The following is a 24225-nucleotide window of genomic DNA, read 5'->3' on the forward strand; positions in this document are numbered from 1 at the left end:
CCTTATATTAGGACGGCGCGTGGCGGTTTGTTGGCGGTTATTGAAAACCGGATGTCCACCATGGTGTACACAAAACCCTTTACAATCGCGCGAAATGCACTAGGTTGTGTAGAAACACTTTCAAAACGGGGGGACACTTTGCGCACCTACACATTGGCACCACTACTCGCCGCCACACTGCTCGCTGGCTGCTCCAGCACCACCCTTATCGACGCCCCCTCCGCCCCAACCAACGCCCCTCCTGCGGATTCTGCTGGCTCCTCGGACTCTGCGGGTCAGAAAGCCTTCGTCTTCGAATCCGGCTCCGTCCCCATCGGCGACTTCGACCCATTCACCCTCGCACCCGAGGACTACTTCGATCCCTGCAACGACATCACCGAGGACGAATTCCGCCGCGCGGGCTTCACCGGCGAAATCAAGCGGAGCACGGACGGGGAGATGGACGCTCCACCCGGTATTTCAGCTTGCATGTTTAAAGATGATCGAACTAACTGGGTAATCGGACTCGCCAATGTTGACGCCAACCGAAAAATGACAGAAGAGATTAGAACGATCTCTTCAAGCTATTCATCAAATGACTTGCCGAGCCTTTACGTTTATAACAATGGCGATCTCGTAACTGCTAGTAATCCTTGTGTTGCACAAGTAGACACGGTTAACGGGGGCATTGGGGTTTTCGTTCAAACGCCAAGTGATGAAGATGGCTTCGACATTCTTTGCCCAGCGGCTGTTGAAAAACTTGAAGCTCTGTACTTGAACAACAAGAAATAATTGGGGGGAACATGGTTCTTATAAATATTGAGGTAGAAGACGTTAACAAGGCGATTGCTGACTTGCTTGCTTTAGGAAAGGAAGGCAACGCCACGTCGGGTGTGTTCGGCATGGCGTCAGCCTTCACCTTCTCCGCCGTCTCCGGCCTCCGCGAGGCAGGGGAGAAGCACGGGGCGATTTACTCGGAGCACGCTCCACTTGCGACGGACGCGTTCACGGGGAATGTGAAGTCGTCGGCAAAGGTGTTGAAGGTCTGCCTGGACAATACGGTGATGGCGGACGATTCGATTGCGGGCATTGTGAACGCGGTCGGGCTTAGTGGAACGCCTGGGTTGAGTGGTTTGGGTTCCAATCTTGGGATGTCGTCGGCGGCGGCTGTTGCGAAGAGTTACAAGACGCAGCCGTTCAATAACAGTTCGGTGTATGCGTCGACGGATGGGAGCTTCGAGTCGCTGGTGAGCAACATCCTGACCACGAACACAGCGATTCCGTCGGGGTTGGCGTCGAATTGGACGTCGAATGCGCAGCGTATTTACGAGATGGTGGAGGCCATCGCCCCGGCCATTGCGTCGCTCGAATCTTCGGCGGAGACCGAGTTCGTCGCCCAGGCGATTGCGCGTCTCCAGCTGATTCAGGCAGCGGGGTCCGAGTACGCAGCCAACTCGGCGGCGCTTGCGGGGAATAACACGGGGTTGGCGGCGTTGGCGTCGTCGTCGCAACTTATGGCGGCGGCAGCTCAGGCTGCGGCGATAGCAGCTGAGGCCGTCTCCCCGGCCGCGGTGAAGGCTGTGAAGGAGGCCTTCGTCAGTTCCTACCCGATGTACGTGAACTCGTACCTGCCTGCGACGAACCCGACCTTCGTCAAACTGCTTCCGGATCTCACCGATGTCACCGGTTCCGACTTCTCCATCAGCGGCCCACCCGCGCCGACAGCACCCGAGTTCGCGGACGCACCGATGCCAGCGGGACTGGCCAGCATCTTTGCCAACAACGGCTACACGGATCTCGCGAACGCGCGTGGTCCGCAGGACGTGTTGCAGCAGTTCGGGAAGCCGAACCCGGACATGCTCAACGCCATCGCGTCCGGCGCCACCCCGACCCAGGTCGCCTCGGCGCAGGCCCCGACGCTTCCTCCACCAGGCGCGCTGAACGCTCCAGCAGCGAATGTCGCGCCGGGCGCTGGCCTCCACGGCGGTCTCGCCTCCGGTGCAGGCGGGCTCAGCGGTGCGACGACCGGCGCCGCCTCCGCAGCAGGCTCCGGCGTAGGCGCAGGCCAAGGCGCATTCGGTGGCATGCCAATGGGCGGCGCAGGCGGTGGTGGCCGCCATCGCGCCGGGTCGTTGCACCAGCAGGCGCCAGGCTTCGGCTCATCAGCAGGCTTCGGCTCGCCGGCAGGCGCAGGTGCAGGCTCACCCGCAAGCGCAGCCTCGGGCGCAGGCTTCGGCTCCAACGCTGGGCTTGCTGGCGGTGGTGCGGGAGGCTTCGGCGCCCGGCCGGGTGCCGGGTCCGCAGGTGGCTTCGGCGGCCAGACCAGTGCAGCGAGCGCCGCAGGCTCCTCCACCGGCAACGCAGCAGGTCAACAGGGGCAGCGTGGTGGCTTCATGGGCGCGCCCATGTCGCAGGGCCGCGGCAAGGATGACAAGAAGCAGCGCCCGAAGGCGGTCACCAGCGCTGTCGAGAGGGAAGGCAACATCCACGCCCTGCTTGGCGACGCCCCCTTGGTCAACCCCGGCGTCATCGGCTTCAACGTGCGTGGTCGGTAGGCAGTCCAGCGCGCTGGCGTAGTTCGGTGGCGCGCTCGGGGCGTGGCCGCAGCCGCCAGATGTGCGCGCTCACTGCGGTGCCGATCGCGGCGAGCAGCAACGCCACCGGCCACAGCCCAACCACCGCAATCACCACCCATATGGAGGCGCCCATCCCCAACCACAGCAGCCCTAGAATCCGCAGCTTCTGCGCGCGCGTCAGCTGTCCTGAGTAGTAGTCAATAATGAACGGTCCGAACGTGTCGTGGCGCAGCAGGTAGCGCTCCAATCTTGGCGAGCTCCTCGTAAAGCACACCAGCGCAAGCAGTAGAAACGGTGTCGTGGGCAGGATCGGCACCCACGCGCCGACCGCGCCCAGGCTCAGCGCCACCAGCCCCACAATCATGTACACGTACCGCATCGTCGCCACATTCTAGCCGGAACATGCAACAATAGTTGTATGACTGCCTGCACTATCCTGTACGCCTCGTTCTACGGCTCCACCAAGGAATACGCCGATGAGCTGGCAAAACGCCTCGGCACTACCGCCGAGCCAATCCCCGACGCCGACTTCTCTCCCGAAGGCCCCATCGTGGTCCTCGCCCCAATCCACGGCCCGAACAACCCCGGCGCCAACTTCATCCGCAAGCTCCCTGACCCACTTTTCGACGCCCACTCCGTCTCCCTCGTCACCGTTGGCATGAGCCTGGACGAAGTGGCCGTCGATAAGGACTTTTCTGCCAAACTTTTGGGGAGCCGCGCGGACAGCGTCACGCGCTTCTACCTGCCCGGACGCATGAACTACTCCGAGCTGTCAGCCGCCCACGCCGCCACGATGGCGGGCGTCGTCGGCGCTTTGCGACTCAAACCGCGCAAGTCCGCGAACGACCGCATGATGATCGACACCTATAACAAGGACGTGGACCGCGTCGACTTCACCCGCCTCGCCCCCGTCGAGGCCTGGGTGCGCGAACGCATGTAGCCCAGCAGGAAAACCTGCCGGGCTACAAAACTACAGAATGCTCAGCGCTGATTACTTGAGGAAGTCTGTCAGGAACTTTGCAACAGGTGCTGGCAGCATGTGGCGGAACTCGGGCGAGAACGCCGCACCAAGCGCCGCAATGCCGATGCCTAGAGGCACAATGACCGACAACAGCTAGTACGCAGCCGCGCGGCCCTGGTGAGGTTCGACCACGGAGGACAGCGAGTTCACGAAGTTGGTGGAGTAGTTCTCGCCGTCCGCGCATGCCTTGTAGGCGTTGTCGCCTCGCCCCAGTAGAAGTCCGTCACCTTTGAATCGGCAGCCCCACGAAGGAATGCGGAATGCTTGGAAGTTATGGTGCCTTCGGCGTATTTGCGCAGATCTAGCCTGGCCGCTTCGCGCGTGATGGTCTCATTTGTTCCAGCGGAGTTCGCGATCTTGCAGGTGTTGCCAGTTACAACAGTCGTGATCCAATAAGCACCATCGCTGCCCTTATCTTCCGCGGCACCAGCCGTCGGGACGGCCAGGCCGAGTGCCATGGTTGCAGCTACCGCTGCAGTTGCGAACTTCTTCACAGTGAGTGCTCCTTTGTTTGACAGGGAAAAATAAGGTTCATGCTCATTAACCCCCCCTATCTTTTGTCAATTTCTGGTTACCAGGCCTTACGCTGTGCCGGTGGAGCGTCGAACTGGGGATGTCAGTTCAAGAAACGTTGGGTATCACAGAGGTTCTTGTGCGTCATGCGATGGATGCCCGATTGCAGGAGTGGAGCCGGAGGGAAACCGGCAACCCTAGCTGACGTCTTGAAGAGCCTGCTTCTCTGCTTCTTCTCTGCTCCGAAGCCTCACACAAGGTAAGCGACGAGAGGTGTTGCGGCGTGCACGGAAGGGTGCAGCCCGACCTCGGCGATCAGCATGGCACTCCGTAAATCCCGCGCTTTTAGCTCGGCACAGGAACGCCAGGATAAAAACGAGGAATTCCTGTACGTTAGCTGTGCACCACAATCCAGAACCGGACAGCATCGAACTGGGAAAATAGAACCTCGGATAACGGGGGGGACCTTGAATTTGGTGCGCCACCCGTCAAAAAGGATCGGTCTCAGCAAAAGGAAGAAAGCCCTACATGTGCAAAATGTCCTGTAGAGCTTTCTCACCTTATAGCGAGGGACTTTGTCCTCACTTCCTCTTCACGTATGTGACTCCTGGAAAAGTTCAACGCAAACTGCCGATGGGCTATGCCAATCAACTTGGCAAGGTCATCCGGTACGCGAATGGTTTACAATTCCCGTCGACCTCCTCCGGGCAACCAAAACCCCTGGCCCCGCACCCGGGGAGTATCGCCACACCCAACTTAAAACGAAAGAACCCCTCCCGATGCTTCGACGCTGCGTCGGTATTCGGGCGAGGTTCCTTCTACTGGAGTGCACTCGAGCCGGAGACTCTACTCACTCTCTCGCTTGACACGCTAACCAATGGGACAGACAATAGTCAAGTCTAAAGGTGCCTTCATGGGGGTGTAAGGCTATGCACGGAAGCACACACGCTAAAAACGTATTAAAAGCGCTCGGCCAACAACGGATGGAAAAATTTCTAGCGCAAAGCGGAAATCATGCTGGTAGAGCACTCAAGTTGTACGCTTGGGATGCTGAACTTTCTGCAGCAATGGGGAGCCTCATCGCTATCCTAGAAGTAGTTCTTCGAAATAAGATTTGCGCGGCCATCGATATTTGGAGCGATCAGCCCCGGGCAGTAACAAAAATTGGATTCTCACTCCGGACCAAAACGTTCAGTCTCCATTATCGGAAATCAGTAAAGCAATCTCAGGCCCCGCTATAAACAAAGCGCAGAAGGCTAAAGAGATTCGAGATAGCGGTGCCGGTCTTTTCACTGGACACCACTTACGTAGTGGGAACGACTTGACACGAGATGACGTAATCGCTCAGGTCTCACTCACTCAATGGAAACAAAATTTTTTCTACCGAGAGCCCGAAATGCAGGACGACGGGAGCATAAAATTCTTTCCGGACGAAGTTACGTACACAAGAGTAAAAGCAGTCTATGAAGTGATCACCCACAAAGCTCTATCAGGTGGGCCTTCACAAATTACACCTGACCGTGCAAGTCTTATCATGCACCACGCTGTGCTGCTCCGAAACAGAATTAGCCACCAAGAAACGCTCATCAACATCGACTGCAAGGCATACCGCCAAGAGTTTCTCGATCTTTTAAAATGCCTCGACCAAGATGTTCTGGCTTACTACACTGCCAACGACCCTATTCCCGAAATTTTAAGCAGGGATCCTCGAAACACTGCTCCGCGATAGCCTCGCTCGCTTTTCAGCTTGTTCATCCACGCCAGCGGCAATGGTATCCGCTCCGAAACACATTGCACGCATCATGCGTGGTGGCGCTCCCGCTTGCAGGAAATGAAACTCGGTCATGCACTGCATCCCCAAGCCATCGGCAACGTCAGGCAGCTTGACCGAGCGGACCCGCGTTTGTTTTCGACGCCAATTCCCCCATCTTGCGCTGAACTGCATTGGTCAACGCTAAGAGGTCGCCCGGAACGCCCCGTCGGCCAACAGGCCGAACCACACGCAAATCTGTTCACAAAATCTCTAGCAACGCTCCCACGACACATCCCACCCCGCCGCACCTCACCCACTACACTGTGTATCCATGACTAACGCGAGCGAATCCCCAGCGCACCGTTACGGCGCTGGCCTGGCTAATCAGATTGAGCAGAAGTGGCAGACGTTCTGGAAGGACAACGGCACGTTTAACGCGCCGAACCCGGTCGGCGACCTCGCCACGGGTGGCACACTGCCCGAGGACAAGCTGAATGTGCAGGACATGTTCCCGTACCCGTCGGGGGCGGGGCTGCATGTGGGTCACCCGCTTGGCTACATCGCGACGGACGTGTTTGCCCGCTACAACCGCATGTTGGGCAAGAACGTGCTGCACACGTTGGGCTATGACGCGTTTGGTCTTCCGGCGGAGCAGTACGCGATTCAGACGGGTACGCATCCGCGTACGACGACTGAGTCGAATATCCAGAATATGAAGCGTCAGCTGGGCCAGTTGGGTTTGGGGCATGATCCGCGTCGTTCGGTGGCGACGACCGACCCGGAGTTTTATAAGTGGACGCAGTGGATTTTCCTGCAGATTTATAACGCCTGGTTTGATGAGGAGCTGCAGAAGGCCCGCCCGATTGAGGAGCTGGTCCGTGACTTGCTCACAGGCGCGCGCCTGACCAAGGACGGCCGTAACTTCCGCGACTTGACGCACGCGGAGAAACACAAGGCGATTGACGAGTTCCGCTTGGTGTACCTGTCCGATTCGATGGTGAACTGGTGCCCTGGCCTGGGCACGGTGCTGGCGAATGAGGAGGTCACGGCGGAGGGTCGTTCGGAGCGCGGGAACTTCCCGGTGTTCCGCAAGCGGCTGCGTCAGTGGATGATGCGTATTACTGACTACTCGGATCGCCTGCTCGATGACCTTGATCTGCTGGATTGGCCGGAGAAGGTCAAGGCGATGCAACGTAATTGGATTGGTCGTTCGCGTGGTGCGCAGGTGGCGTTCGCGTCGGAGGCGGGCCCGCTCGAGGTCTTTACGACGCGTCCGGATACGTTGTTCGGCGCTACCTATATGGTGCTCGCGCCTGAGCACCCGCTTGTCGACGCCCTCACGGCCGATGCCTTCCCGACCGACACGGATGAGCGTTGGACGAATGGGGCGGAGTCGCCGAAGGTGGCCGTCGAGAAGTATAGGGCGGCGATTGCTGCCAAGAGTGACTTGGAGCGCCAGGAGAATAAGGAGAAGACTGGCGTGTTCTTGGGTTCGTTTGCGACGAACCCGGTGAGCGGCGAGCAGGTGCCGATCTTCATCGCGGATTATGTCCTGACCGGTTATGGTACGGGCGCGATTATGGCGGTGCCGGCGCACGACGAGCGCGACTACGAGTTCGCGACCGTCTTTGGTCTGCCGATCGTGCCGGTGCTCGACGGCGACATCACAGAAACTGCGTTCACCGGTGATGCGCCGCACATTAATTCTGCGAACGAGCAGGGCCTGGACCTCAACGGCCTGGGCAAGGACGAGGGCATCGCGAAGGCGATCGAGTGGCTGGCCGCGAACGGTGCTGGTGAGGAGAAGATCCAGTACAAGCTTCGCGACTGGCTCTTTGCCCGCCAGCGCTACTGGGGCGAACCGTTCCCGATCGTGTACGACGAGAACGGCCAGGCGCACGGCCTGCCGGAAGACATGCTGCCGGTCGAGTTGCCGCAGGTGGAGGACTACAACCCGGTGTCCTTCGACCCGGAGGACGCGGATTCTGAGCCGGCGCCGCCGCTGGCGAAGGCCACGGACTGGGTCGAGGTCGAGCTCGACCTGGGTGAGGGCACGAAGAAGTACTGGCGCGACACGAACGTGATGCCGCAGTGGGCGGGTTCCTCCTGGTACCAGCTGCGCTACATCGACCCGACGAACCAGGACGCGTTCTGCGACATCGAGAACGAGCGCTACTGGACGGGCCCGCGCGGCGAGAACGACCCGGGCGGCGTGGACCTCTACGTCGGCGGTGTGGAGCACGCGGTGCTGCACTTGCTCTACGCCCGTTTCTGGCACAAGGTGCTCTATGACCTGGGCTTTGTTTCTTCGAAGGAGCCGTACCGCCGCCTGTTCAACCAGGGATATATCCAGGCGTACGCCTACACGGATTCGCGTGGCGTGTACGTCCCGGCCGCCGAGGTGGAGGAGAAGGACGGCAAGTTCTACCGCAACGGCGAGGAGGTCAACCGCGAGTACGGCAAGATGGGCAAGTCCCTGAAGAACGCCGTCGCGCCGGATGACATCTGCCGCGATTACGGTGCGGATACCCTGCGTGTTTACGAGATGTCGATGGGCCCGCTGGACACGTCGCGCCCGTGGGCGACGAAGGACGTCGTCGGCGCGCACCGTTTCCTGCAGCGCCTGTGGCGCCTGGTTGTGGACGAGGAGTCCGGCGAGGTCACCGTCACCGACGCCGCGCTCACCGAGGATGACAACAAGCAGCTGCACCGCACCATCGCCGGTGTCCGCGACGATTACGAGCACCTGCGGGACAACACGGTCGTCGCAAAGCTGATTGAGTTCACGAACTACCTGACCAAGACGTACCCGTCGGGCGCCCCGCGCGCGGCGGTCACTCCGCTGGTGCAGATGGTCGCGCCGCTCGCCCCGCACATCGCCGAGGAACTCTGGGCGAAGCTCGGCCACGTCGACACCATCACGTTCGAGCCGTTCCCGACCTTCGAGGAATCATTCCTTGTCGACGCCACCATCGAACTGCCCGTCCAGATCAACGGCAAGGTGAAGGCCCGGATTGACGTCCCGACGGACGCCTCCAAGGAGGACACCGAGTCCCTCGCCCTAGCTGACGAGCGGGTCAAGGAGCTCACCGACGGCAAGAACGTGGTCAAGGTGATTGTGGTGCCGGGCCGAATGGTGAACCTGGTCGTTAAGTAAACGTTCAGGAAACGTGTAGGTGCTGCGGAGCGTTTGTGTGTACTGTTGGGCACCATGACTGAACCAAATACACCTAACAACGATCCGCAGAACCCGGGCGGCATCCCGTCCTACCCGGAATACGGCGCGTCGCCATACGGCCAGCCCTCGGGACAGCCCTCCGGCCAGTCCTACGGGGAGCAGGTCGATTTCGGTGCGTTTGACGTCAACTCGGCCGCCCAGGCGTCCGGGCAGAGCGCGTTGCGCTACCACGGCGCCCAGCTCGCCGTGCCGACCAGCCCCGCAGCAGCCATGCTGGCGAACGACGACGGCTTCGTCGGCATCACGCCTTCCCAGTTCGGCGACGGCGTCACCCCGCACCCGATCAGCAACCCGGCCGTCAATGGCGTCGCCCACCAGCTAGGCACTGGGAAGCTGTCCGTCGGCGCTGCGCTGAAGTACGGTTTCAAAACCGCCTACTCCAACCCGGGCACCTGGCTGGTGCTGGCGTTCGTGTACGCGCTGCTGAACAACATCGGGGCCGTCTTCCAGAGCGACACGGTCAGCGCCCTGGGCATGCTGGCCCTATTCTTCGTCACGCCGCTGTTCCTGGCCGCCGCGCTGCAGCAGACCCTGGTCGGCCCGAAGCAGTTCGTCCTGAAGGACATCAAGTCGGCTGCCTACGGCAAGACGCTGGGTATGTCGGTGGTCGTCGGCATCATCACGACTCTGATCTTCGCCCTGCTCATGGTGATCGGGTTCGTCGCTGGTTTCGCCGGCGCGGACCCGGAGGCGCTCCTGACCGCCTCGAGCGGTGATCTCAGCGCTATCGACCCATCCGCGTTCGTGACCCTATTCGTTGGGATCGGCATCGCGGTGCTGATCATGTTGCTTATCTCGCCGTTCTTCATCTTCCAGTCGTTCTACGCAGCCGACAACAACGGCACTTTCGGTGACGCCTTCAAGGCCGGCTTCACCACAGCGAAGAGCAACTACGGTGGTCTGCTCGGCCTGATGATCGTCTGCGGGATCCTGATGGCCACCGTCTCCGGCAGTGGCGCCGCCTCCGGCGTGGCCGCTTTTGTCTCGCTGGTGTTGGGCACGCTGCTGGCCGCCCCAGCACTCCTGGCGATGGTATACGCCTACCGCCAGGTCTCCGGCGGCCCCGTCCCGCACGAGGTAGCCGTTGCCTAAACGCAGCACCTACTACACGGCCGTGGCACTGACCGCCGCGGCCGTGCTCTTTTTTACCATCGGCAAGGCGTACGTTGGCCTGCCCGGGGTGTGGGACACAATCTCCCACGAGGTCCGCCACCTGCGGCTTATCCCTTTCGGCTCCTTCATCTACTACCGAGTCTGGTGGGGGCCGTGGCTCAACCTCATCGGCAACATCGTCCTGTTCCTTCCCGTCGGCTACTTGGCCCGCCTCCGGCTCGGCTCCGTCTGGAAGGCCGCCCTGGTGTCGATGGTGGCGTCACTAAGCATTGAAGTAGCCCAGTACGTGCTCGCCGCCGGCTACTCAGATATCGACGACCTCATCATCAACACCGCCGGCGGCACCCTCGGCGCTACACTTGCTCACATGCCCAGCTTCACCCGCACCATCTTCCCCGACGGCAACGAACCCGACGCCCGCTTCACCCTCGCCAACGAACGCACCTTCCTCGCCTGGACCCGCACCGCCCTCGCGTTCCTCGCCGGCGGTATCGCGCTGGGCGCCTTCGACGTCACCGGCATCCCACCCGGCACCCAAACCTTTGCCGCCGCCACCGTCATCGTGATCGGCATGGCCATCGCCGCCGGCGCCGCCATCCGCTGGGTCCGCGTCGAACGAGCACTGCGCCACGGCCGTCCCCTGCCTGCCCCCGCGATCGCGCCGCTGCTCGGCGTCGGCATCCTGGTCGCCTCCATCGTGGTGTTAGTGGGGCTCCTCTCGTGACCATCCCCGTCCCAGACCCCGGCCTCCAGCCCGAGCGCACCGCCCTGAGCTGGACCCGCACCGCCCTAGCCATGCTCGTGTGCTCGATGGTGCTCCTGCGCTGGTCCCACGCCTACCCGGTGCCCGTCTTCGGCGCCATCGGGCTGCTACTCACGCTGGCGACAGTGCTCATCTCCAGATATCGACGCCTCTACCGCACCGAAGCCCACAACCTCGCCCAGGAGCGCTCCCAACCAAACACGATCTCCGTCTTCGCCACCGCCGTTGCCCTGGTGGCCTTGGGCGGGTTGGGCCTGTGGCTGGTCCTTGCGCAGTAGGTGTGCGCACCTTTTTCCTGCCTGGAAAATCCGTGACCTGGGGAAACGTGCCTGGCTTCGCGCGAAATCAGGGAATTTGGTGTCTTGCAGCGGGGTGCAGTGCCAAATCAGGCAGCTAGGAAAAACTAGCCCTTTTCTGACCAGCGACTATGAACATCTATACCAAGCCTGGCTGCGTCCTTTGGCACTGGCTGCCGATTCTGCGCACCTTTTTCCCACCCGAGGAATCCGCGACCTGGGCAAACGCGCCGGGCTGCGTGCGAAAACCAGGAATTTGGTGTCTTGCAGCGGGGTGCAGTGCCAAACCAAGCAGCTAGTGAAAACCAGCCCTTTTCTGACCAGGCACTATGAACCTCTATGCCAAGCCTGGCTGCGTCCTTTGGCACTGGCTGCCGATTCTGCGCACCTTTTTCCCACCCGAGGAATCCGTGACCTGGAGAAACGCGCCGGGCTGCGTGCGAAAACCAGGAATTTGGTGTCTTGTGGCGGGGTGCAGTGCCAAACCAAGCAGCTAGGAAAAACTAGCCCTTTTCTGACCAGGCACTATGAATAGCTATACCAAAGAGAAGTGCGTCCTTTGGCACCAGGCCTACGAAGAAAAGTCGATGGCGATGCACTTCAGCATGTCGTAGCCATCCCCGTTGAGGGCGAAGCCGTCGCCGGCGTCTTCGCCGAACCCGAAAGCCTCCAACAGGGCGGTGCCTTCTTTGTAGATGGTTGAGTCGGGAAGGTGGGGGGAGTCGGAGATGAGGTTGAACATGAGTTGGTTCCAGTTTTCGCGGCCGAAGGTCGCGTAGAACCCGCGGGCGATGTTTTCGGCGAAGTCGAAGGGGTTGTCGCCGCCGCTGAGCAGCTCGACGCCCTCGTTGGTGATGGTGTAGCGCCCGGTTTGTTCGGCGCGCATGAAGCCGGATTCGACGAAGAAGTTGTGGAGGTGCCTGCGCCAGATGGGGTCGTCGGGGAGGAGGCCGTCCATGAGGTTGTAGAGCGCTTCGGTGATGCCGGTGTAGACGGGGGAGTCGAAGGTCGGGTTAGGCCCGTAGTAGTCCTCGAGGAATTCGCCGATGGCGGCCATGACGGCGGGGTTGCTCTCGGGGTTGGGGTCGATGGCCATGATGTCTTTGAGGTCTTCGCGGTTGGCCAGGTATTCGCGGAGCGCTTCGCGAACGTCTTCGTCTTCTTCGGCGGCAGCCTCGGGGTTCATCATGTTGCGGGCGACCATGGTTTCGACGCTGTAGTACATGCGGTTCGAGATACTGACCGGGTCTGCCTTGGTAAGCCTGTCCACCATGTGGCCCGGCGACATCACGGGCATCGCGGAGAACAGGGTTGGCGTGATGTGCATGTCGGCGGGTTGGCCGGCTGCGAGGCGGACGGCTTCGTCATAGAGCTCGGTCATCATGGCGGGGCCTTTGAGGTGCTCGATGACGTCGGGGCCGAGTGCGGAGATGAGGACGGGGGTCGGGCCGGCGATGGTGGATGGCCCGAGTACTTGGACGTTGATGTTCCAGTTGGCGCCGGCGTCGTAGATGTAACTCATGGTTTCGGGCATGTCTTGGACGGTGAGGTCGTTTTCGTCGTATTCGCCGGCGGCTGGTTGGGCGGTGTAGACGCGTTGTTCGCCGTTGATGTTCCCCGAAAACATGTGTGTTGCTGCGCTCGAGAAGCCGAGGGTGGCGTCGATAATGAGTGCGAGTTCCCCCAGGTACATCGAGTGATCAACATTAATGCATCGTGAAATCTCGGGTCGGGAGTTTTCTACGGTGATTAATAGAGAGATGTTCATGTCGTTCACTCTATAGTTTTGTATCTTTTAGCGCTCGCGAACTACCCAGAATGTGCAGCGGGTGACGCAGAGGAGCCAGTGGAAGACGAGGAGGGCTGGCAGTGCGGTGGCGATGATGGTGAGCCATTCGAGGTTCCAGACTTCGGCGAGGTGGTGGCTGCCGACGCTGATGGTGCCGGTGGGGAAGGTGGAGGCCCACCAGGCGGGGGAGTATCGCACCCAGTGCGCGACGGCGGGGTAGAAGTGCCACATGGCGAAGGCGATCATGGGGATCGCGATGATGAGCAGCACGGTGCCAACGATAAGCTCGGCATCCTTGCCGAACAGCAGGTCCACGGCGGACACTGTCTGCCCGACGACGCCGAGGGGGATCCAGGCGGTCGCCGCGTTCGGCCCGCTCAGGTCCACTTTTCGACGCCACGCCGCCACATACACCCTGGCAAACAGCGGATACGCTGCGCCTATCGACGCCACCAAGCAGCACACGCCGAGTATCCAGTAGATGTCGCCGCCGCCTTTGGCGTGGGTCGTCCCGGCCGTGTTGGCCGCCATGATGGGGCCGACGAGCGCGAGCCCCCACGCGAAGTTCGGTTCCCCTTGGAAGCCGCGGAGCTGGTTGGCGTACACGGCGAGGCAGGCGGGAGCCCCGACCCAGAACCCGACGAGGATGTACGTCAGGTTGTCGGTGAGGTTGGTCCAGGCGGTGCCGAGCGACATGATCCCGATGAACGTCATGGCCCACGGCGCCATCATGTCCTGGTGGAAGCGGGGCGTGCGGTAGATGATGAACCCGACGACGAGCGCCACCAGGATGGCCACCCCGATACAGGCCACGACCCACGCCAGAGGGTCGAGTCCGCTGATGACCAGCAGCGTCGCCACCAGCGAGGTCCCCATGAGGCTGCCGCCCCACGCCGGGCCCGCTGGCGGCAGGCTATAGCTGGTCCTGGTTTTCACACGCGCTCACGCTGCCAGGAACGGAATCGGAGTGCGCACGCGCACCAGTGGAACAGCAGCAGGAGCAGCAGCCCGAAGGAGAGGGCGTGCCAGCCCTCGGTCCAGGAGCCCAGGCACAGGGTGCCCACCGGGAATGTGGAGCCCCACCAGCCCGGGCCGTACGGCGCCCAGGTGAAGACCGCCTGGTAGAAGCAGTACATGCCGAAGAGGACGCACGGTACGCCGATGGCGAACATGATGATGCCGTAGAGGTGGGCGTCGAAAAGGAAGGTGGAGGCGGCCGTCGACTGGCCGACAACCCCGAGCGGAATCCAGGCCGTGCCTGCCGCCGCGCCGCGCGGGCGATCGCGGCGCCGCCACAGCGACCAGTAGCAGTAAGCGAACAGCGGGATCGCCGGGATGAACGTGAAGAAGAAGCACACGATGCCAGCGTGGTGGTAGAACATGCCGTGCTCGGCGGCGAGCTGCCCACCGGACGTCGCCGCGACCATCGGCGTGACCGGCGCCAGCCCCCATGGGAACGCCGGGGTGGTGTAGTGCTCCGATACCTTCCAGAAGCCCCACAGCTGCCACAGGCACACCGCGATCGACAGCGGCGCGCCAATCCACCAGCTGATCAGCTGGAAGATGTCGTTGCCGGTCAGCGCCGTCCACGCAGAGCCGCACGCCAAAAGCCCCATCGTGTACATGCCCCACGCCGCCATGTTCTGGTGCCGCGGCGGCTCGTTGCGAATACCCACCGTGAACACCGCCAATAACACGGCCGCTACCAGTGCAAACGCGATCTGGCCGAAGCGGAACCCGTGCAACCCGGACAGTGTAGAGGCGATCGACGTCCCCATCAGGGACCCGGCCCACGCGGGGCCATACTTAGGCAACTGCATGCACCTACGCTAAGCCCGCCAGGCCTGTTTGGCCAACTACGAAACGCTGCCGAACAGCAGCGCTCGGCCCGTTTCTGTCCCCGTGTTGCGGACCGTCACCGCCAGGTGCCCGGCCCCAACCTTGCCTGCCTGGCCGCGCTCCAGCGCGACCCCCTCCAGACGCAGCCCCTCCGACTGAGCAAGTAGGTGGTGCTCGTAGTCCTCGTTGACCCAGAGCGTGACCTGCGCGCCGGGCTCCACCCGCAGCTCCGCGGCAAGTCGCCCCTTGGGCCCCGGCCTTGACTGCCCCGCCAGGCGCCCCGCATAGACTCGCAGCTTCCCGCCGGGCGTGGTGTCCACCGCCTTGAGCACCACCCACTCCGACGGCTCGCGGTCCGTGAGCGCCTTCGTTGTCGTTGGTATGTCTTCAGCCGAACAGATTTCTACAGTCGCACGCATGCAGCTATCCTACCGACGTGCAGAAACTTTCCGGTGGCCTCCTACTTGCGCTGGCCCTGCTCACCGCAGCGGGCCCGCTCGGCATCGACATGTACTTGCCCGGCATGCCCGAGCTCGCCACCCAATTATCGACGTCCCCCTCCTCCGCCCAACTGACCATCTCGGGGTTCATGCTCGGGATGGCACTCGGCAACCTGGTCTTCGGCGCCATCTCTGACGGTACGGGCCGCAAACCCGCCATCCTGGTCTCCTCGGTGGTGGCGCTCGCGGCATCGGTGGCGTGCGCCGTCGCCCCCACGATCTCCTTCCTGATCGCCGCCCGATTCCTGCAGGGCCTGGCAGGGGGCTGTGCCGTCGTCGTCACCCGGGCCGTCATCCCCGACATCGCCCACGGCCGCGAGGCCGCCCGCGGACTGTCTGGCCTCATGGCGATCTCCGGCTTCATGCCCGCCATCGCCCCCGTGCTCGGCGGCCTAATCATCCCCGCCTTCACCTGGCGAGGCGTCTTCTGGACCATCGCCGCCGTCAACCTCGCCCAGATCCTCATCGCCTGGCGCTTCGTCCCCGAAACCCTCCCACCCGCCAAGCGGACTCGCGGCACACTGCGCACCATCTTCCCTCGCATGGTCCAGTGCCTGCGGCGCCCCGCCTTCCTCGGCTACATGTTCGCCGCCGGCCTCGGCTTTGGCACCCTGTTCTCGTACATCTCGGCATCACCGCTGGTCCTGCAGGTGCAGCTCGGCGTTACACCGACTGCCTTCTCCCTCATCTTCGGCGGCATCGCCCTGCTCATCCCGCTGTCGAACTCCATCAACATGCGCCTGGTCAAGACCCACCAGCCACGCACCCTGCTCGTTGTGGCGTTATCTGTTGACATCCTCGCCGGGCTGATCCTGCTCGCTTACAGCCAGCTCGGTCCCAACCTCACGATGCTCCCCTTCATCGCCACGCTGTCCGCCATGGCCGGGTTCATCATGGCCAACGCCTCGGCGCTCGCCGTGGAGGAGATCCGGGACATCGGGATCGGCGCCGGCACCGGCGCGATGGGCTTCTTCCAATTCATCATCGGCGGCCTGGTCCCTCCCCTGGTGGCGCTCGGGTCCAACCCGACCGCATCGATGGCCAACGGCATCCTCACCTGCGCCGGCCTGGCCCTTCTGGGAGTGCTTTTGGGTAGCGCTGCACCACATTCCAGGCCTAAAAACATCTAGCACTTCTGTGGCGTGCAGGTATCCTGGGGCCGCTTTTCAAATGCTGGAATTTGGTGCATGGAGTGGGGAGCGAGTGACAATGGACGCAATCCTGTCGGCTGAACCCGGTAAAAGCCCAGGTCGTGAAAAGTGGGTTGCGTCTTTTGTCACTCGGGTCGGCGAGGGTGACACCAAATTCCTTTGCGCAGAGATCGCGACCTGGGGAAATAGCCAGGCACCTTTCCGGAAAATCGGGAATTTGGTGCACGTTCTGCCGCGGTTAGCGCCAAATACCCACATTAACAATCAGCGACCTGGTCTTTTGCGTGCACGTCCAGCTCAACGCTCGAACTTAGAGAAAAAGAGCTATCGATTTCGATCCGGTTCTACTTATCCTCAGAGCGATTGTCCTTGAGAAAGCCCATGAAACTGAAGTATGGGACATCTTCTGTCGCTCGTTGAACGGCTTCGAAAACAGCATCACTAATAGGGTCAATTACCTGGTCACTTAGGTTTAAGACTTCCAAGAAGAAGTGCTGGGTAATCACGTATGGACGAAAGCTCTCCTGATTGCTACCAGGTTCTAATTCTTTAGCAAGTTCGTACTCGTCTTCATCGCATTCACTAACTGTGAAATCAGGAAGAGCGTCAATTTCGGAGAAGGAAAGTTTGAGTTCCTTCTGGAAACGCTCTGCAATGTGGTAAGAATCCTTTTCAGAGCAATACACGTAAAGCTCTTCGTAAAAGCCTTGCAGCTCACCATTTGACAAGGAAGAAAGACTGGTCATTCGAAAGCCGCTCCGTTCATGAGTAGTTGGGATAGTAAGTTTAGCTTTCACGGGGGCAGCAATTTCGGTTGCGCCGAGTGCTAGTGCTTATGCACCGAAGCCAGCATCGGAAGTCTTCCCAGCGCAGAAAAAGCCTCCACGAGGAAAAGGATTCAAGCTCAAGCACTGCCGAGCAATCTAGCGCCCAACCAACACCTAAATAATCTTGCGCTCCCTCGCCCGGTCCACGGCGGCGGTCCGGTTGTCCACGCCGAGTTTGTTATAGATGTGGATCAGGTGGGTTTTCACCGTGGCCTGCGAGATGAAGAGTCGGTCGGCGATGGCGCGGTTGGAGGCGCCGGTCTGCAGGGCGCGCAGGATTTCGATTTCGCGGGCGCTTAAGGCTTCGTCGGGGCGCATGAGGCGCTCGGCGAGGACCCCGGCGACTTCCTGGGATAAGACCCGTTTGCGCTGGGAGGCGGCGACGATAGCATCGTGGAGTTCGTCCTCGGGGGCGTCTTTGAGCAGGTAGCCGAGGGCGCCGGCTTCGACGGCGGCGACGACGTCGGCTTCGGTGTCGTAGGTGGTCAGGATGAGCACGGGCGGGCCGCCTGCTTCGCCGAGGCGGCGGGTGACTTCGATGCCGTCCACGTGCGGCATCTGGATGTCGGTGACCACAACGTCGACGTTGTCGGGCATCCGCTCGATGGCGCGCCCGTCCGCGCCTTCGCCAACAACGGTGATGTCGCCGAAGGAGTCGAGCACTGCGCGGAGGCCGGCGCGGACGACGGGGTGGTCGTCGAGAAGCATGACGTTGATCTCACTCATGGGTGTCCTTTCCCAGGGGGATGCTTGCTGCTAGTACGTTACCTTCGACGCTGAGGGTGCCGCCGACTTCCGCGACGCGCGCCCGCAGCCCGCGCAGGCCGTAGCCTTCGGGCCCGGTGATGCCGCGGCCGTTGTCGAAGACGTCGACGGTGGCGACGTCCCCAAGCTTCTCCACCGTGACCACGGCGCGGGTGGCGCCGGCGTGGCGCACGATGTTGGAGAGCCCCTCGCGCACGACTCGCTCGATGACGTCGGCGGCGGGCTCGGGCACGTCCTCGACGTTGAGGTCCACCGTGAGCCGTTGCCCGAGTGCTTGTTGACGCCCCTCCGCTCCCCGCGCGAGCTCCTCCAGCCTGCGTGGCAGGGGTTCGGCGGGCCCGGCGTTGACGGCGACGAAGCGGCGTGCTTCGGCGAGGTTGTCGGAGGCGGTGGCGCGGATGGTGTCGAGGATCTGTTTCGCGCCGGGCTCGGTGATCTGTTTGTCCAGCGTGCGGCCGAGCAGCACGATGGAGCTGAGGCCTTGCGCGATGGTGTCGTGGACTTCGCGGGAGAGGCGGGCGCGTTCCTCGAGGACGCCGGAGGCGTGTTCGGCGGCGGCGAGTTCCATGTGGGTGGCCTGGAGTTCGTAGGCGAGGTGTTTGTAGTGGTCGGCTTCGGCGCGGAGTGCCCGGTAGGAGTGGTAGATCAGCAGCGCCAGCACGGTGCCGAGCAGCGGTCCGACCACTCCGCCGATTCCCGCGCCCGGCGCTGTGACCGACAGCGTGAATGCCAGCAGCAGCGCCGCCACCGCGATACCGGACCAGGTGGGCAGCACCACGGAGACCAGGATGACCAGCGGGAACTCCAGCCAGACGAACTCCGCGGCGTGCAGCGCCATAACCACCCACAGCGCGAGGACGGCGGCGAGCCAGGTGTACATAGCAGCGCGGGGGAAGCGCTTGCCTTCGTTGTAGGCCACGGTCCCGGCCAGGTAGAGCAACGCGAAGGGGACCGCCATGCAGATGGCCAGCGGGTTCCACCCGCTGGAGACAACGCCGACGAGCAGCAGCACGGCAACGAGTACGTGCAGGCTGACGCGCAGGAAGGTGAGGATCCGGTTGGTGGTGTTCACGCAGATCACCTTAGACGCTGCACCCGACATGCGATTGAGAGCGCATCAACCGGACGGTTGATTCGAGGTTCAACCCCGCTCCCGATGTGGATTATGCCTGCTCACACGCACAATGTGGGCATGTTCGTCGGATTGAGAGAAATTGTGAAAGCCAAGGGGCGGTTCGGCCTCATTGTCGGCACGGTCGGGTTGATCACGTTGCTCGTGGTGATGCTGACCGGGTTGACCAACGGTTTGGGCAAGCAGAACACGGAGGCCCTGGAGGCACTGGATGCAAAGTCGGTCGTCTTCCAGGACATGGATGAGCCTTCCTATATGACGTCGCGCGTGACGGCGGAGGAGGGCACGGTCCCGCTGGGCACCGGCCAAACCTTGCTGCTGCGCGAGAACGGCAAGGAGGAGTCCATCTCCATCCTGGGTCTGCCGAAGGGCACGGAGCTGCCCGGCGGCGAGGTGCTCGGCGACGGCGCGGTCGCGTCGCGTTCGCTGAACGTCGCTCCTGGCGACGAGCTCTCCGTCGGCGGCACCCCGATCACCGTCGACGCCGTCACGGATGACTTGTACTTCTCCCACACCGCGGTCCTGTGGGTGAACACGGAGGACTGGAAGGCCGCTATGCACACCGACGCGGACGGCACGGTGCTGCTCGCTAGCGATGACCGTGGCATGAGTATGAAGGACTCCTTCAACGGCCTGGCTGCGTACAAGTCGGAGCAGGCGTCCTTCAACATGATCCTGGGCTTCCTGTACGCCATCGCGGCGCTGGTCATCGTGGCCTTCTTGACGGTGTGGACCATGCAGCGCACCCGTGACCTGGCCATTTTGAAGGCGATTGGGGCGTCGAATAGCTACTTGCGCAAGGATGCGCTGGGTCAGGCGGCGGTGCTGCTGGGCATCGGCGCGGCGGTTGGCGCGCTGATCGCGCTGGGCATTGGCCTGGCGGCGTCGAAGGTGGCGCCGTTCTCGCTGACGGTGCTCACGGTCGCCGGCCCGCCGCTCGCGATTTGGGCGATCGGGATGGTGGGCGCGTTCATCGCGACGCGCCAAATTACAAAAGTTGAGCCGCAGCTCGCACTGGGAGGTATTGCGTAAATGTTGCACATGGAAAACGTCACCGTCACGTACCAAGACGGCGAGGACACACTCACGGCGCTGGATAACGTCAGTTTCGACGCCAACCCCGGCCACCTCACCTTCATCATTGGTGAGTCCGGCTCCGGCAAGTCCACCCTGCTTTCCGCGGCGGCGGGCCTGCTCACCCCGGACAGCGGCACCGTTCTTGTCGACGCCACCCCGGTCTCCGACGAAGTCCGCCTGCAGAAGATCGGGATGATTTTCCAGCAGGCCAACCTGATCGGGGCGTTGAACGTCCGGGATCAGTTGCTGGTCACCGACCACATTCGTGGCGTGAAGCCTCGCGTGGACCGCGCGAACGAGCTGCTCGCGGAAGTAGGCCTGGACGGCCTCGGGGACCGCAGCATGCAGCAGCTCTCCGGCGGGCAGCGCCAGCGCGTCGGCATTGCCCGTGCGCTGATGGGGGAGCCGAAGCTGATCCTCGCGGACGAGCCGACGGCGGCGCTCGACTCGGAGCGCTCCCACGAGATCGTCGCACTGCTGCGGACCCTGGTGCAGGAGCACGACGTCGCCTGCGGGTTTGTCACCCACAACGCCAGCCTCATCTCCGAGAGCGACGAGGTAGTCCGCGTCCGCGACGGCCACGTGTCGCGCGAGCGGGTGCTAGCGTAGCTTCGGGCGCGACCCAAGCACCAGGGTGATGAATGCGCAGGCCGCCAGTCCGGCCGTCATACAGAGCGTGCCGGGCAGGAAGCCCGCGTCCACCACCGCGGCGCCGAGCGCGGATCCGGCCGCGATCCCGACCTGGTAGGTCACCACGTAGATGGAGCTTGCCAGGTCTTCGTTGCGTTTTCCGGCGTGCAGGAAGATGGTGGTTGCCGACGGCGGCAGCGCCCCGTTCGCCAGCCCGAACACGATGATCATCGCGATGATGAGCAGCACCGATTTCGTCTCCAGTGCGAGCAGCCCCAGCGCCGCCGACCCGACCAGCAGCACGGCGACGAACCCGTTAACCCGGATCATGCGCCGGTCCACCGTGTTGCCCGCCGTCAACACGCCAATCACCCCGCAGATGCCGAAGAGGGACAGCCCGAACGGGACCAGCTTCGGCCCGGCTGTCGTCGTCATGAGCAGCGCCAGGTAGGTAAAGGTGGTGAACACGGCGGTGACATTGAACGTCAGGAAGAGTACCAGCGACGGGATCGCCGACTTTGTCCGCTTCGCCCCCGTTGCCGGTTCCGGGTGCTTCGCCGGCATCGAGGGTAGCGACGCCACCAACGCCACCACCGAGAAAATCACCGCGACGCCCAACACCCAGGTAGAGCCGCGCCACCCGATCATCCCGCCGAGCATGGTGGTCAACGGCGTACCGATCACCGCCGACATCGTCGACCCGAACGACACCGTCGCCACCGCCTTGCCCGTCATCCCCTTCGGCGCCAGCCGTGCCGCCATCGGGTTGATCAGCGACCAGAACAGCCCGTGCGTAAACGCCGCGGTCACGCGGGCAGCGACGAGCACCGCGTAGCTGTTCGCGATGCCCTGCAGAATCACGCCCCCGGCGAGGAAGCCGAGCGTGGCCAGGAAGACGGGCCTGCGGTCCCAGTTGCGCGTGAAGTGCATCAGCGGGATGGTCACCACGGCGACCAGACCGGCGTACACGCTCATGAGGAGGCCGATCTGGCCTTCCGTCACGCCGAGGTCCTGCGCCATGGGTCGAATCAGGCCGACCGCGAACATCTCGTAGGTGACGTAGACGAACGCCGCGAAGCTCATCGCGGAAAGAGGCAGCATAGGAAGCGACGACTGTTTACTCACACGTGACAACCTACACCGGGCGTGTTAGGCGAACGCCCCCAGGTTGAGAGCCTGCATGATAAGGGTGCCTCCCGCTAGCACCGCGCCCAGCACACCCAGCACGATCCCGGCGATCGCGAGCGGCGTGAGCTCCTTCTCTTCCTCGGTCTCGGTCGGGGTCGTGGTTGTGGGCGCGGGCGTGGTTGTGGTTGGGGCTGGCTTCGTTGTGGCCGTTGCGGTCGGCGCAGGCGCTTGTGCAGCGGGCGTCGAGGGCTTCGGCGCCACCGTAACCGCGGTGCTGGTGGTCGGCTCGGGGATCGGCGGCACCACCGTATTCACCGCGTTCGGCGGGATCGGGAGCGCCAGGGTGGCGTCGCCGCCGGCGGCACAGAGCTGCTCAGCCCGCTCCCGTAGGCTGACGTATTCCTTGACGCGCCGCAGGTTGGTGTAGAAGAACGTGTCTGCGTACTGCTGCGCCCAGGCGGTTGCGGCGGCGTCGCTGAGCCCGGGGAAGCGGGTTTGGAGCTCGCGCGCGATGTCTGGGGTTTCAGTGGCTTGGGTGACCGGCCGGAACAGGGCGCGTTGCCCTGGCCCGAGCACCTGGTATTGCCCCATGAGTTCGTAGTAGTGGTAGGTCAGCACGTCATCCGCCGACGCCTGCGGTGTGGTGCGCTGCGGACTGTACTTGAAGAGGTACCACTCGGCGACACTCGCGGGCAGCCCCGCCTCTGTGAAGGCCTCAACCGCGTACGTGTGCTGCAGCGAGTCGGGCCGCGCGAAGTTGCTGGGAGCGAGAAACTCTCGCCCTCCTCTTCCCTAATCCGCTTATAGACGTCCTCTTCGACCTTCCCCAGCTCCGGAAATGCTTGCCGGAATGTTTGATAGTCCAGCGCGTACTCTTTTTCGGGCGCGGAGAAGTGGAGGCGCGCTGCGTTCATGAGGCGGGCGTATTCGGCGGGGGAGAGGTAGAACGCGCAGAGTTTCGTTGCGGGATCTTGGGGGCCGATGACGGCGGCGTCCGCGACTGGAGACAACAAACTGGCGCTGAGCCCGAGGGCTACAACGCCAGTGAAAAATCTCCGAGACTCCATGGAGATGAGATTACAGCATCTTGGCTGCCGTCAGGCCGAGGACCGCCAGGATTGCAATCACGATGGTGCCAACAATGCCACCGATAAGGGCAGCCGAGTTATCGCTCGTATCGACTGTCTTCGAAGGCTCCTGGGTGACGGTGGTCTTCCCGTTCAATGGGTTGACCTGAACGTCAACGGAAACCGTGGTGGTCGGAGAGGAAGGCGTGGTGGTTGGCTGCTCCTTGCTGCGCTCAGTGCCCTCAGCACCCTGCGAGACTGCGTCCGGGTTGGAGTGCTGCGTTGGGAAGAGCACGATGCCGGACTTGCCGTCGCGGCAGTTGTCCTTCGACTGGTTCAGCGCTGCTTCGACTTCCGCCATGGTGCGGGTCTCTGCGACGCCTTCCTGGTTCTCGAACTGGTCAACCCAAGCAGCTGCCTGTTCGTCGGTGAGGCCCTTGAACTGGTCCTTCTTCTCCTGGATCAGGGCGTCGCGGTCACCGATGGTCGGGAAGACTGGTTCCGGTGCGCGGAACGACTGCTTCGAGGCTGGGATCTCGCCGTTCTCGAAGTACTTGTCGTACTCCAGGATCTCTGGGAGGCGACCCGGGTTCTCGAAGCCTGCCACGACTGCGTCGCTCCACTTGTGGGTGACGTAGTCGAGTGCGACAGACTCTGGCAGTTCCGAGTCCTCAGCGACCTGCTTAGCGAGCTTCGGGCGAGGATCTGGCTGGAACTGCTGCTGGTACGCAAAGTCCGACTTCAGATCGTTGTACAGCTTCTCGCCGTGCATCTTGGCTGCTGGGAAAGCCTGCTCGAATGCGAGCTTCCACGCCTTGTCGACGTCGAAGCTTGCCGCCTTGCCTTTCGACTGCTCATAAAGCTTTGTCTCTTCGGCGTTAAGGCGGATGGAGCATACGCCGGAGACATTCTCGCCAACGGTTGCGCCTTCAGCGGAAGGGGCGACCATGGCGCACGCGCCGAGCGAGAGCGCGATTGCGATTGCTTGGAGTCTCCGATTGTTGAACATATTTCTGAGTGTAGCCGAGGGAGCTGCGGAAACGTATTCGTTCGTTGACGCGTGTTTCT

The 24225-nt window shown here is 62.4% G+C and carries 23 protein-coding genes and 1 pseudogene; 11 read left to right on the forward strand and 13 right to left on the reverse strand.

Annotated elements, in window-relative coordinates:
* Window positions 1-30: 30 nt before the first annotated feature.
* Together BJP05_RS00480 and BJP05_RS00485 are read left to right on the forward strand one after the other, a co-directional pair.
* Window positions 31-771, forward strand: a complete 741-nt coding sequence (locus tag BJP05_RS00480; RefSeq protein WP_145945214.1) for a DUF3558 family protein — start codon at window positions 31-33, stop codon at window positions 769-771.
* Between the two features lie 11 nt (window positions 772-782).
* Window positions 783-2534 carry a hypothetical protein gene (locus BJP05_RS00485; RefSeq protein WP_070361695.1) on the forward strand — a complete coding sequence of 584 codons (1752 nt, stop codon included), beginning with the start codon at window positions 783-785 and terminating at the stop codon, window positions 2532-2534.
* Here the strand turns inward: BJP05_RS00485 and BJP05_RS00490 are convergent.
* A complete protein-coding gene (locus BJP05_RS00490; RefSeq protein WP_070361696.1) occupies window positions 2515-2934 on the reverse strand; it encodes a YbaN family protein in 420 nt (139 codons plus the stop codon). The two genes, BJP05_RS00485 and BJP05_RS00490, sit on opposite strands and share 20 nt — an antisense overlap.
* A 39-nt stretch (window positions 2935-2973) precedes the next feature.
* On the opposite strand from BJP05_RS00490, the gene BJP05_RS00495 reads away from it, so the two are divergent.
* Window positions 2974-3495: a flavodoxin domain-containing protein gene (locus BJP05_RS00495; RefSeq protein ID WP_070361697.1), complete on the forward strand. Its 522-nt coding sequence runs from the start codon at window positions 2974-2976 to the stop codon at window positions 3493-3495.
* Between the two features lie 227 nt (window positions 3496-3722).
* On the opposite strand, the gene BJP05_RS00500 is transcribed toward BJP05_RS00495, so the two are convergent.
* Window positions 3723-4070 carry a hypothetical protein gene (locus BJP05_RS00500; RefSeq protein WP_070361698.1) on the reverse strand — a complete coding sequence of 116 codons (348 nt, stop codon included), beginning with the start codon at window positions 4068-4070 and terminating at the stop codon, window positions 3723-3725.
* Window positions 4071-6173: 2103 nt separating this feature from the next.
* Here BJP05_RS00500 and leuS point away from each other — a divergent pair.
* From leuS to BJP05_RS00525, 5 genes and pseudogenes are all read left to right on the forward strand, one after another.
* Entirely contained in the window at window positions 6174-8999 is a 2826-nt protein-coding gene (leuS, locus tag BJP05_RS00510; protein WP_070361700.1) for a leucine--tRNA ligase, read from the forward strand.
* Window positions 9000-9053: 54 nt separating this feature from the next.
* On the forward strand, window positions 9054-10172 hold the full coding sequence (locus tag BJP05_RS00515) for a hypothetical protein (RefSeq protein WP_145945215.1): 1119 nt from the start codon (window positions 9054-9056) through the stop codon (window positions 10170-10172).
* Window positions 10173-10215: 43 nt separating this feature from the next.
* Window positions 10216-10545 (forward strand): annotated as a pseudogene (locus tag BJP05_RS11425) (VanZ family protein); the annotation flags it as partial.
* Between the two features lie 15 nt (window positions 10546-10560).
* On the forward strand, window positions 10561-10917 hold the full coding sequence (locus BJP05_RS11430) for a YidH family protein (RefSeq protein ID WP_070363406.1): 357 nt from the start codon (window positions 10561-10563) through the stop codon (window positions 10915-10917).
* Window positions 10914-11234, forward strand: coding sequence for a DUF202 domain-containing protein (locus BJP05_RS00525; RefSeq protein WP_070361702.1), 321 nt, complete (start codon window positions 10914-10916; stop codon window positions 11232-11234). Before BJP05_RS11430 ends, BJP05_RS00525 begins: the two co-directional genes overlap by 4 nt.
* A gap of 589 nt (window positions 11235-11823) precedes the next feature.
* Here BJP05_RS00525 and BJP05_RS00530 read toward each other — a convergent pair.
* The 4 genes from BJP05_RS00530 to BJP05_RS00545 are packed head-to-tail and all read right to left on the reverse strand — an operon-like array spanning window position 11824 to window position 15299.
* Entirely contained in the window at window positions 11824-13020 is a 1197-nt protein-coding gene (locus BJP05_RS00530) for a plasmid pRiA4b ORF-3 family protein (RefSeq protein ID WP_145945216.1), read from the reverse strand.
* A gap of 27 nt (window positions 13021-13047) precedes the next feature.
* Complete coding sequence (locus tag BJP05_RS00535; protein WP_240492768.1) at window positions 13048-13977, reverse strand: hypothetical protein; 930 nt, start codon at window positions 13975-13977, stop codon at window positions 13048-13050.
* Window positions 13974-14861, reverse strand: coding sequence for a hypothetical protein (locus BJP05_RS00540; RefSeq protein WP_070361705.1), 888 nt, complete (start codon window positions 14859-14861; stop codon window positions 13974-13976). Before BJP05_RS00540 ends, BJP05_RS00535 begins: the two co-directional genes overlap by 4 nt.
* Window positions 14862-14897: 36 nt before the next feature.
* The gene (locus tag BJP05_RS00545; protein WP_070361706.1) at window positions 14898-15299 is read right to left on the reverse strand and encodes a hypothetical protein; all 402 of its coding nucleotides are present in this window, start codon (window positions 15297-15299) and stop codon (window positions 14898-14900) included.
* Between the two features lie 17 nt (window positions 15300-15316).
* On the opposite strand from BJP05_RS00545, the gene BJP05_RS00550 reads away from it, so the two are divergent.
* Window positions 15317-16510, forward strand: a complete 1194-nt coding sequence (locus tag BJP05_RS00550) for a multidrug effflux MFS transporter (protein ID WP_070361707.1) — start codon at window positions 15317-15319, stop codon at window positions 16508-16510.
* A gap of 365 nt (window positions 16511-16875) precedes the next feature.
* Here BJP05_RS00550 and BJP05_RS00555 read toward each other — a convergent pair whose 3' ends face one another.
* From BJP05_RS00555 to BJP05_RS00565, 3 genes are all read right to left on the reverse strand, one after another.
* A complete protein-coding gene (locus BJP05_RS00555; protein ID WP_070361708.1) occupies window positions 16876-17277 on the reverse strand; it encodes a hypothetical protein in 402 nt (133 codons plus the stop codon).
* Window positions 17278-17472: 195 nt separating this feature from the next.
* Complete coding sequence (locus BJP05_RS00560; RefSeq protein ID WP_070361709.1) at window positions 17473-18084, reverse strand: response regulator transcription factor; 612 nt, start codon at window positions 18082-18084, stop codon at window positions 17473-17475.
* Window positions 18077-19195, reverse strand: a complete 1119-nt coding sequence (locus BJP05_RS00565) for a sensor histidine kinase (RefSeq protein WP_240492769.1) — start codon at window positions 19193-19195, stop codon at window positions 18077-18079. Before BJP05_RS00565 ends, BJP05_RS00560 begins: the two co-directional genes overlap by 8 nt.
* 93 nt (window positions 19196-19288) lie before the next feature.
* On the opposite strand from BJP05_RS00565, the gene BJP05_RS00570 reads away from it, so the two are divergent.
* The gene (locus tag BJP05_RS00570; RefSeq protein ID WP_320072983.1) at window positions 19289-20287 is read left to right on the forward strand and encodes an ABC transporter permease; all 999 of its coding nucleotides are present in this window, start codon (window positions 19289-19291) and stop codon (window positions 20285-20287) included.
* Window positions 20288-20941 carry an ABC transporter ATP-binding protein gene (locus BJP05_RS00575; protein ID WP_070361711.1) on the forward strand — a complete coding sequence of 218 codons (654 nt, stop codon included), beginning with the start codon at window positions 20288-20290 and terminating at the stop codon, window positions 20939-20941.
* Here BJP05_RS00575 and BJP05_RS00580 read toward each other — a convergent pair.
* From BJP05_RS00580 to BJP05_RS00590, 4 genes are read right to left on the reverse strand one after another with little or no spacing between them, the layout of a single operon-like run.
* The gene (locus tag BJP05_RS00580) at window positions 20933-22063 is read right to left on the reverse strand and encodes an MFS transporter (protein WP_070361712.1); all 1131 of its coding nucleotides are present in this window, start codon (window positions 22061-22063) and stop codon (window positions 20933-20935) included. The two genes, BJP05_RS00575 and BJP05_RS00580, sit on opposite strands and share 9 nt — an antisense overlap.
* Window positions 22064-22111: 48 nt before the next feature.
* Window positions 22112-22708 (reverse strand): hypothetical protein, encoded by a 597-nt coding sequence (locus BJP05_RS11205; RefSeq protein WP_070361713.1) that lies wholly within the window; start codon window positions 22706-22708, stop codon window positions 22112-22114.
* A complete protein-coding gene (locus BJP05_RS11060; RefSeq protein WP_145945218.1) occupies window positions 22702-23157 on the reverse strand; it encodes a hypothetical protein in 456 nt (151 codons plus the stop codon). The genes BJP05_RS11205 and BJP05_RS11060 overlap by 7 nt, the downstream gene beginning before the upstream one ends.
* Before the next feature lie 10 nt (window positions 23158-23167).
* Window positions 23168-24166 carry a hypothetical protein gene (locus BJP05_RS00590; RefSeq protein WP_070361714.1) on the reverse strand — a complete coding sequence of 333 codons (999 nt, stop codon included), beginning with the start codon at window positions 24164-24166 and terminating at the stop codon, window positions 23168-23170.
* Between the last annotated feature and the right edge of the window lie 59 nt (window positions 24167-24225).

It is taken from the genome of Corynebacterium sp. NML98-0116, from assembly GCF_001767255.1.
GTDB lineage: Bacteria > Actinomycetota > Actinomycetes > Mycobacteriales > Mycobacteriaceae > Corynebacterium > Corynebacterium pseudogenitalium.

What these genes read in the sequence shown, in the direction of transcription:
- BJP05_RS00485 (WP_070361695.1), top strand. Translation starts at nt 783, where the DNA reads ATGGTTCTTATAAATATTGAGGTAGAAGACGTTAACAAGGCGATTGCT.
- BJP05_RS00490 (WP_070361696.1), bottom strand. Translation starts at nt 2,934, where the DNA reads ATGCGGTACGTGTACATGATTGTGGGGCTGGTGGCGCTGAGCCTGGGC.
- BJP05_RS00495 (WP_070361697.1), top strand. Translation starts at nt 2,974, where the DNA reads ATGACTGCCTGCACTATCCTGTACGCCTCGTTCTACGGCTCCACCAAG.
- leuS (WP_070361700.1), top strand. Translation starts at nt 6,174, where the DNA reads ATGACTAACGCGAGCGAATCCCCAGCGCACCGTTACGGCGCTGGCCTG.
- BJP05_RS00515 (WP_145945215.1), top strand. Translation starts at nt 9,054, where the DNA reads ATGACTGAACCAAATACACCTAACAACGATCCGCAGAACCCGGGCGGC.
- BJP05_RS11430 (WP_070363406.1), top strand. Translation starts at nt 10,561, where the DNA reads ATGCCCAGCTTCACCCGCACCATCTTCCCCGACGGCAACGAACCCGAC.
- BJP05_RS00530 (WP_145945216.1), bottom strand. Translation starts at nt 13,020, where the DNA reads ATGAACATCTCTCTATTAATCACCGTAGAAAACTCCCGACCCGAGATT.
- BJP05_RS00540 (WP_070361705.1), bottom strand. Translation starts at nt 14,861, where the DNA reads ATGCAGTTGCCTAAGTATGGCCCCGCGTGGGCCGGGTCCCTGATGGGG.
- BJP05_RS00545 (WP_070361706.1), bottom strand. Translation starts at nt 15,299, where the DNA reads ATGCGTGCGACTGTAGAAATCTGTTCGGCTGAAGACATACCAACGACA.
- BJP05_RS00555 (WP_070361708.1), bottom strand. Translation starts at nt 17,277, where the DNA reads ATGACCAGTCTTTCTTCCTTGTCAAATGGTGAGCTGCAAGGCTTTTAC.
- BJP05_RS00560 (WP_070361709.1), bottom strand. Translation starts at nt 18,084, where the DNA reads ATGAGTGAGATCAACGTCATGCTTCTCGACGACCACCCCGTCGTCCGC.
- BJP05_RS00570 (WP_320072983.1), top strand. Translation starts at nt 19,289, where the DNA reads ATGCCTGCTCACACGCACAATGTGGGCATGTTCGTCGGATTGAGAGAA.
- BJP05_RS00575 (WP_070361711.1), top strand. Translation starts at nt 20,288, where the DNA reads ATGTTGCACATGGAAAACGTCACCGTCACGTACCAAGACGGCGAGGAC.
- BJP05_RS00580 (WP_070361712.1), bottom strand. Translation starts at nt 22,063, where the DNA reads ATGCTGCCTCTTTCCGCGATGAGCTTCGCGGCGTTCGTCTACGTCACC.
- BJP05_RS11060 (WP_145945218.1), bottom strand. Translation starts at nt 23,157, where the DNA reads ATGGAGTCTCGGAGATTTTTCACTGGCGTTGTAGCCCTCGGGCTCAGC.
- BJP05_RS00590 (WP_070361714.1), bottom strand. Translation starts at nt 24,166, where the DNA reads ATGTTCAACAATCGGAGACTCCAAGCAATCGCAATCGCGCTCTCGCTC.